7 protein-coding genes are annotated in these 7,905 nt (G+C 69.0%); 3 read left to right on the top strand and 4 right to left on the bottom strand.

All coding sequences use genetic code 11. The features are described 5' to 3' along the window. The first annotated feature begins 96 nt into the window (after nucleotides 1–96). The 3 genes from EA346_RS14635 to ccoS all read left to right on the top strand — a co-directional run bounded on the left by EA346_RS14635 (nucleotide 97) and on the right by ccoS (nucleotide 4,005). Nucleotides 97–921: a FixH family protein gene (locus tag EA346_RS14635; protein WP_296759827.1), complete on the top strand. Its 825-nt coding sequence runs from the start codon at nucleotides 97–99 to the stop codon at nucleotides 919–921. 256 nt (nucleotides 922–1,177) lie between these two features. Continuing rightward, the gene (locus EA346_RS14630) at nucleotides 1,178–3,748 is read left to right on the top strand and encodes a heavy metal translocating P-type ATPase (RefSeq protein WP_296759826.1); all 2,571 of its coding nucleotides are present in this window, start codon (nucleotides 1,178–1,180) and stop codon (nucleotides 3,746–3,748) included. Between the two features lie 35 nt (nucleotides 3,749–3,783). Beyond that, nucleotides 3,784–4,005 (top strand): cbb3-type cytochrome oxidase assembly protein CcoS, encoded by a 222-nt coding sequence (ccoS, locus tag EA346_RS14625; protein WP_296759824.1) that lies wholly within the window; start codon nucleotides 3,784–3,786, stop codon nucleotides 4,003–4,005. Between the two features lie 207 nt (nucleotides 4,006–4,212). On the opposite strand, the gene EA346_RS14620 is transcribed toward ccoS, so the two are convergent. From EA346_RS14620 to rpoH, 4 genes are all read right to left on the bottom strand, one after another. Then, a complete protein-coding gene (locus tag EA346_RS14620; protein ID WP_296759829.1) occupies nucleotides 4,213–4,812 on the bottom strand; it encodes a hypothetical protein in 600 nt (199 codons plus the stop codon). 31 nt (nucleotides 4,813–4,843) lie between these two features. Beyond that, a complete protein-coding gene (locus tag EA346_RS14615; protein ID WP_296759822.1) occupies nucleotides 4,844–6,007 on the bottom strand; it encodes a cysteine desulfurase family protein in 1,164 nt (387 codons plus the stop codon). Between the two features lie 337 nt (nucleotides 6,008–6,344). Beyond that, nucleotides 6,345–6,884: a copper chaperone PCu(A)C gene (locus EA346_RS14610; protein WP_296759821.1), complete on the bottom strand. Its 540-nt coding sequence runs from the start codon at nucleotides 6,882–6,884 to the stop codon at nucleotides 6,345–6,347. Between the two features lie 53 nt (nucleotides 6,885–6,937). Further along, nucleotides 6,938–7,801 (bottom strand): RNA polymerase sigma factor RpoH, encoded by an 864-nt coding sequence (rpoH, locus tag EA346_RS14605; protein WP_296759820.1) that lies wholly within the window; start codon nucleotides 7,799–7,801, stop codon nucleotides 6,938–6,940. Nucleotides 7,802–7,905 lie beyond the last annotated feature (104 nt).

The raw sequence follows: 7,905 nt of genomic DNA, 5'->3' as shown, positions 1-7,905 counted from the left end.
GGTCGGGTCGTGTCCGGGGTGGGAATTGGGGTGTTACTGGAAACCGGAGCGTGTCGCCGGTACGTTGAACGTTCACTGTTGTCGTTGATGGTTGCCATGGATAATCTCGTCATAACGCTTGGAGTCGGGGTCGCGCTGATCACCGGCCTGTTCTTCCTCATCTACCGCCTCACCAGCCTGCGCGGCTACCAGACCGCGGGACTCGTGTTCGCGATCACGATGCTGCTCTTCATCCCGTTCTCGGTACTCAACTGGGCGGGGGCCGATGTCTTCGCCATTCACCTGGCGCTGTACGTGATCGTGCCCTATGGACTGGGCATCATCACCACGCAGCAGGAATCGGAACACGGCAGGAAGGCCAAAAGCGGTCGGCTCCACTGGGCGCCGATGACCATGCTGGTCTTCTTCGGCATCGTCGCCACGGTCAACGCGATCCTGCTGTCGGTCGCGACCCACGGCATGCCCAGCCAGTTCATCGGCGTGCTGCTGCCCCAGCCGCAGAGTCAGGCGACCGAGGTCACCTCCGGCTTTCCCGGCACGGTGGCGCGCATCAGCGAGCGCAAGGAGGCCCTGGCGACCGGCTACTTCGATTCGATGCGGGAGCAGCGGACCGTGGGCTGGCAGGTGCAGCAGGGCTGGCAGTCACGGCCCGAGGTCGGGGAGCCGGCGGTATTCCAGGTCCGGGTGCTCGACCGCGACGGTCGGCCGATTTCCGACGCGGCCATCGAGGGAGAGTTCATGCGCGTGTCGGATTTCAATCTCGACCAGGTCTTCGCGATGCGACCCGTCGGCGGCGGCCTGTACCAGGCCGAGGTGACGCTGGACGCGCCGGGCCGATGGGATCTCCTGTTCCGCGTCCGCCACGGCGAGCACACGCACGAGCAGCAGGCCAGCACCCGGGTGCGCGAGAGCCGCGGCTAGTGGGCCATGCGGAAAGTCACGAATCCTCTGCAGGCAAGGAAAATCGCATTGACCGCAGCGATACCGCCAAAATCTTCGTCTGCAAGGCAGGCTCCTACAAGGGCAAGCACCCGTGGGAGCGCGCCTTGCGCGCGAAGGGTGATTGAGTCGATGACGACCGGGACAGGCGTGCGTCTGCGGCGCGGCCCGGGGATGGCCGGCGGGGTTGCGCCGGGTGTCCCGGGACTGCCGCGGCGCGGGGCGTTCGTGGGCATTCATGGCTGCAGTTGAACCGTCATCGGGACCGGCGGCGGCGACGGCACAGCAGGCCGCGGATGCCGGCTGTTTCCATTGCGGCCTCCCGGTCCCGCGCGGGGCGCATTATCCGGTGCAGTTCGAGAGGCGGGCCCGTGAGACCTGCTGCGGCGGCTGCCAGGCGGTCGCGAACGCGATCATCGAGAACGGCTTGGGCGGGTACTACCATCACCGTACCGCGCCCGCGGGGAGCCCCGGCGAACCGCTGATCCCGGACGAGCTGCGCGAGCTCAAGCTCTTCGATCAACCCGAGGTGCAGCGCCAGTTCGTCACCGACGAGACCGATCGGTCCGGCACGGTGCTGCGCGAGGCCTCGCTGATTCTCGAGGGCATCACCTGCGCCGCGTGTGTCTGGCTGAACGAGCGCCACGTGCGGGCGCTGCCGGGCGTCACCGATTTCACGGTGAACTACGCGACGCACCGGGCGCGGGTGCGCTGGGATCCCGAACGCCTGGCGCTGTCCGACATCCTGCAGGCGATCCGCGGCATCGGCTACCGCGCGCACCCCTTCGACCCCGGTACCCGCGACAAGGCCTTCCAGCGCGAGCGCCACGTCGCACTGCGCCGCCTGGCGGTGGCGGGACTGGGGATGATGCAGGTGATGATGCTCGCCGTGGCGCTGTGGCTGGGCGCCGGCGACGAGGCCTACGCCAACCTGCTGCAGTTCATGCGCTGGGTTGCCGCGGGACTCACCACGCCGGTGGTCTTCTATTCCGCGCTGCCGTTCTTCAAGAGTGCCTGGCGCGACCTGGAGCACCGGCGGCTGGGGATGGACGTCCCGGTCAGTATCGCGATCCTCAGCACCTACTTCGCCAGCGTGTATTCGGTGGCGCTGGGGACCGGCGAGCACGTGTATTTCGAGTCGGTGGCGATGTTCGTCTTCTTCCTGCTGACCAGCCGCTACCTGGAGTTGATGGCGCGGCAGCGCTCCAGCCAGGCGATCGACCGCCTGGACCGCCTGATCCCCGCGCTGGCGACGCGGGTCGCGGCCGACGGCAGCGACGAGCAGGTGCCGGTGGCCGAGCTGGCGCCCGGCGACCGCGTGCGTGTCCGCCCCGGTGAGCCCCTGCCTGCCGACGGCCTGGTCGAGGCCGGCGAGTCCACCGTGAACCAGGCGCTGCTCACCGGCGAGCCCGAGCCCTGCCTGCGCAAGGCCGGCGACGCCGTGACCGGCGGCACCGTGAACGTGGACAGTCCGCTGGTGGTGCGGGTGACCCGCGTCGGCGCGGAGACCACGCTGGCCGCGATCCAGCGCCTGCTGGACCGCGCACAGACCGACAAGCCCCGGCTGGCCCGGATGGCCGAGAAGGGCACCGGGCATTTCACCGCCGCGGTGCTGATCCTGACCGCACTCGTGGGCATGGTCTGGTATCTCTGGATCGCGCCGGACCGGGCCTTCTGGGTCGTGGTCGCGATGCTGGTCGCCACCTGTCCCTGCGCGCTCGCGCTGGCCACGCCGGTGGCGATCACCACGACCACCGGCGTGCTGTCGCGCATCGGGCTGCTGCTGACCCGCGGGCAGGCCGTGGAGGACATGGCCAGGACCAACGTCGTCTGCTTCGACAAGACCGGGACGCTGACCGTGGGGCAGCCGGAATGGGTGGCCACCCGGGTTCTGGCGCCCGGTTACGGGGAACGCGAACTGCTGGAGATGGCGGCCGCGCTCGAGCGCCACTCGGAGCACCCGCTGGCCAAGGCGCTGGTGCAGGCCGCGGGCGCGGTTCCGGCACCGCCGCTGGAGCACGTGCGCAACGTGGCCGGACGGGGTCTGTCGGGGCTGCTGGACGGTGTCGAGATCCGGGTGGGAACCCCGGGATTCGTCGGACTCGAGCAGGTGCCCGAGAATGTCCAGCCGCCGGTGACGCATGCGCAGGCGACCGCGGTCTGGCTCGCGCGTGCCGGCGAAGTGGTCGGGGTGTTCTGGCTGGCCGATCAGCCGCGCCCGCGGGTGCGCGAGACGGTGGCGGAACTGCAGGAACTCGGGCTCGAGGTCGTGCTGCTCTCGGGGGATCGTCCCGAGTCGGTCGCGCTCTTCGCGGCGGGCGCCGGCATCAGCGAGGCGCGTGGCGGCATGACGCCCGAGGACAAGGTCGAGTACGTGCGCCGGCGCCAGGCGCGCGGCGAGGTCGTGCTGATGGCCGGCGAGGGCATCAACGACGCGCCGGTACTCGCCGGCGCCGATGTCTCGCTGGCGATGGGCAGTGGCACGCGTATCGCCCAGACCCAGGCCGACCTGGTGCTGATGTCGGACCGCCTGGACGCGATTCCGGCCGCCATCCGACAGTCGCGCGAGACGCTGCGGATCATTCGCCAGAACATCATCTGGGCCATCGGCTACAACGGCATCGCGCTCCCCGTGGCCGCGACCGGATTCCTGACGCCCTGGCTGGCCGCGCTCGGCATGTCGCTCAGTTCCCTGATCGTCGTGGGCAACGCCCTGCGGCTGCGGCGCGAGAACGAGGAGATCCTGTCTGGCCAAGAGGACAAGCCGCCCCTGCCCGCCACCGTGATCCGTCCGGCGCGCAACGGTTAATCCGCGCCAGCGGATCAGGCTGCTACACTTGGGTTATGGAAGTACTCTACCTGCTGATTCCAATTGCGCTCGTCCTCGTGCTGGTCATCGGCCTCGCGTTTTTCTGGGCGATCCGGTCCGGACAGTACGAGGACATGGAGGGCCCGGCGTACCGCATCCTGATGGACGACGACGACCCGATGATCCCCGGCAACGAAGACCGCCGCACGGAGCCGACGCCGGAGGATGATGACCGCAACGGGGACCGGAAGCCCTGAGACGCCGCAAGGGCCCACCTGCCGATGATCACGAAAGCTCCGTCGGCGGTCAGGTTCGTGTTGTTTCAAGGGGCCCGGCTGTAGGAGGCCAGCCTCTGGCCGATGGGTTTTCCGGCGCCAGATCGGCGAGAGGGCTCGCCTCCTACGGGCTGGGGCACGGGTTGTTCTTGCGTCGGGGCGGGCTTCGGCATACCCTTCCGGCAAAAGCTACTGACGGGATCGCTGGCGATGCGCGACTGGTTTACCTTTGAAAATCTTCCCCTGACGCTGATCGTCATTCTGATCATCGTCTCCTGGCTCAGCTTCTTCTCGGTGATCCTCTTCGCCGGTTGACGGAAATTCGCGCGTCGGTTCCGGGCCGGCAAGGGACGGGGGCGCGGAGCGGCCCAGCACCTGGCCGAGCAGCAGCCTTGCCCGCTGGGCAATGAATTTCCTCGAAAGCCTTCTTTCCCGCAGCAGGAGTTGCTGCCGCAGTTCGTCGTCCTGGTAAAGGACCTGCCCCGGTGACGGATCGAACGGCCGCTCCAGGCTGATGCGCAGCAGTTGGCCCAGGTTGATGCCGCGGCCATCATCGAGAACGATCATGTGCGGGGCAAGGCCGCGGGCCGGGTCCGGTCGCGGAAAGCCGATCACGTCCACCAGCACGTGCGGCTGCCCCGTCTGGCGGACCCCGAGATGGATCGGAGTGGCCGCGAGTTCGACCAGGTAGACCGTGCGGCCCACCGCCGCACGCAGTGTCTCCACCTGGCGCGAGTAGGCCGCCGACGGCCAGAGTTCCCCAGGTCGCTGGCTTCCCGGATCGTCCATCAGCCGTACCGAACGTGTGCGCCCGACCGGCTCATGGTGCTGACGGCACCGGCGTCCGCGCCCGCCGCCAGGGCGCCGTGGCGATCAGCCGCAGCAGCGCATCGACCTCTGCCGCGGTGGTCTCCCTACCCAGGCTGAAGCGCACCGCGCCCTGGCCCGCCTCCGGGCTCACGCCCATCGCGCGCAGCACCGGGGACAGTTCCACCCGCCCCGAGTGGCACGCGGAACCGGTCGATGCCGCAACTCCTTCGAGGCCGGCCAGCACCTCCGCGCCGGTGGTGCCGAGGAAGGACACGTTCAGCGTGTTTGGCAGCACCCGCTCCGGATGGCCATGGAACACCACCTGCTCGCCGAGCTCCGCCGCGAGGGCGTCGCGGAGGCGGTCGCGCAGGGTCTTGACCGCCTGCATCGGGGCCAGGTCGCCGGCCAGCGTGCCGGCCTCGCCCAGCGCTGCCGCGAGGAGCGCGCTCTCGGTGCCGGCGCGCCGCCCGCTCTCGTGCGCTGCGCCGTGGAGCAACGGCTCCAGCACGGTCCCCGCTCGTACATACAGGGCGCCGACACCCTTGGGTCCGTAGAACTTGTGCCCGGCGAGGGTCAGCAGGTCGACGCCGAGATCGTCCACGCGGGTGGGGATCTTGCCGACCGACTGCGCCGCATCCGTATGGAACGGCACGCCGTGTTCGCGCGCGATCGCCGCGCACTCGGCGATCGGCTGGATGGTGCCGATCTCGTTGTTCGCGTGCATCACGCTGACCAGCAGCGTCTCGGCGGTGATTGCGCGCCGCAGGTCCTCGGGATTAACGCACCCGCTGCCGTCCACCGGAAGCCAGGTGATGCGGGCGCCCAGGCGTTCCAGGAAGCGGCAGGGCTCGACGATGGCGGGATGCTCGACCTGCGTGGTGATGATGTGGGCGTGCGCCTGCGGTTTGGCGAAGAACAGGCCCTTCAGGGCGAGGTTGTTGGATTCGCTGCCGCCGCTGGTGAAGATGATTTCCTCGGGACTGCAGCCGAGGAGCGTGGCGACCTGCGCCCGCGCCGTCTCCACCGCCGCCCGCGCCGGACGCCCCGCCCAGTGGCTGCTGGAGGGGTTGCCGAAGGCCTCGCCCATCATCCGGCGCATCACCTCGGCGACCCGGGGCGCGATCGGCGTGCTGGCGTTGTAGTCCAGGTAGATCCGCTGCATGCGCCGAAGCATAGCAATTTGCTCAGCGGTCTGGCGTAAGCGCCCATGGAGTGCGGGCGCTTGCCGCCGCTTTGGGCTTTGGTGCGGAGTCCTGCGTCGTGAAAAAGCGGGAGCGAGCTCCCGCACTCCATAGGGGGTGGCGCGCAGCGCCTTTGGAGTGCGGCGGCTTGCCGCCGCTTTGGGCGCTGGTGCGGAGTCCTGCGTCGTGAAAAAGCGGGAGCAAGCTCCCGCACTCCATAGGGGGGTGGCGCGCAGCGCCTGTGGAGTGCGGCGGCTTGCCGCCGCTTTGGGGCGGTGGGGCGGGTTTCGGCGTCGTGAAAGCGGGAGCGGGCTCCCGCGCTCGCTGGGCTCAGTGGTGCCGGTGGCCGTGGTGGTGATGCGCGTCATGGTCGCGGCCTGGCGCGGCGCGGCGTACCTCGGCGGCGACTTCCAGGGTGCGGCCGTCGGCAAGGTGCAGGATCACCGGCACGGTCTCGCCCTCGGCCAGGGGCTGGTGCAGGCCGATCAGCATCAGGTGGAATCCGCCGGGTTCCATGGCCAGGCTGCCGCCGGCGGGCAGTGCCAGTGACGCCACCTGGCGCATGCGCATTACGCCGGCCGCGTCCTGCAGGTGTTCGTGCAGTTCGACCGTGCCCGCAATCGGGGATTCGGCGGCAACGACCGTCAGGTCGTCGTCACCGCGGTTGCCGAGGGTCATGTAGGCGGCCGTCACCGACAGGTTCGGCGGGGGCAGGCGGACCCAGGCGGGCTCGGCCAGCGTCACCTCGTCCGGGCAGACGCAGGCTCCGGATCCCTGGTCAGGCGCGTCCTGGGCGGACAGGAGGCTGGTCAGGCCGAGGCCGAGCAGTAGTGCGCCCAAGAGCCGGGCGAAAGCGCGTGTTCCAGACATGGGTCCGGGTTCTCCCTGGGTTGGCCCGGCCGTGGCCGGGCTGGGTCCTGCGCCTACGCCGCAAGGACGTCGCGGAGTTCCTTGAAGGCGCGGTTCTCGATCTGCCGGATCCGCTCCGCGGACACCCCGTATTCGTGGGCCAGTTCGTGCAGGGTGGCCTTGGGCTCGATCAGGTAGCGGCGCACTACGATGTCCCGGGTGCGATCGTCCAGGGTGCCCAGGGAGCGCTGCAGCTGGGCCTGGTAATGGCGATCCCAGTCGGCATCCTCGACGATCTGCGCAGGGTCGCTGGCGGCACTGGCGGACAGCTGTTCCGAAGGGACCAGGTAGCCGCGGTCGTCATCGTCGGCGGGATCGGGATCGAAGCTGGTGTCGCGGCCGGCCAGGCGGCTCTCCATCTCGCGCACGTCGCTCTCGGGCACGCCCAGGTCGCGGGCGACCGCGGTCACCTCGTCCGGGTTCAGCCAGCCGAGGCTGCGCTTGGCCTGGCGCAGGTTGAAGAACAGCTTGCGCTGCGCCTTGGTCGTGGCGACCTTGACGATGCGCCAGTTGCGCAGGATGAACTCGTGGATCTCGGCCCGGATCCAGTGCACGGCGAAGGAAACCAGTCGCACCCCATGGTCGGGGTCGAACCGGCGCACGGCCTTCATCAGGCCGACGTTGCCCTCCTGGATCAGGTCGCCCAGCGGCAGTCCGTAACCGGAGTAGCCACGGGCGATGTGCACCACGAAGCGCAGGTTGTGCAGAATCAGCTGGCGCGCGGCATCGAGATCCTGCCGGTCACGCAGTTTCCGCGCCAGACGCTGTTCCTCGTCGACGTTCAGGACCTCGATACGGCTGACCGCCGCCATGTAGTGGTCCAGGTTGCCTACCGGGACGGGCATGTCCACGGGCTTTCGCACCAATGCTTGGCTCATGAAGGTGTCCCCCTTGAAAATTGGCTCAATATTAGCAGTCTGGCGGTTAGAGTGCTAAACAAAGGGGTTGTTCCCCTTGCATCGCGTAAGGTTGGGCGAGCAAG

It is taken from the genome of Thioalkalivibrio sp. (assembly GCF_007692535.1).
In the GTDB taxonomy this organism is placed as follows: domain Bacteria; phylum Pseudomonadota; class Gammaproteobacteria; order Ectothiorhodospirales; family Ectothiorhodospiraceae; genus Thioalkalivibrio.
This window is presented reverse-complemented; position numbering and strand designations above follow the sequence as displayed.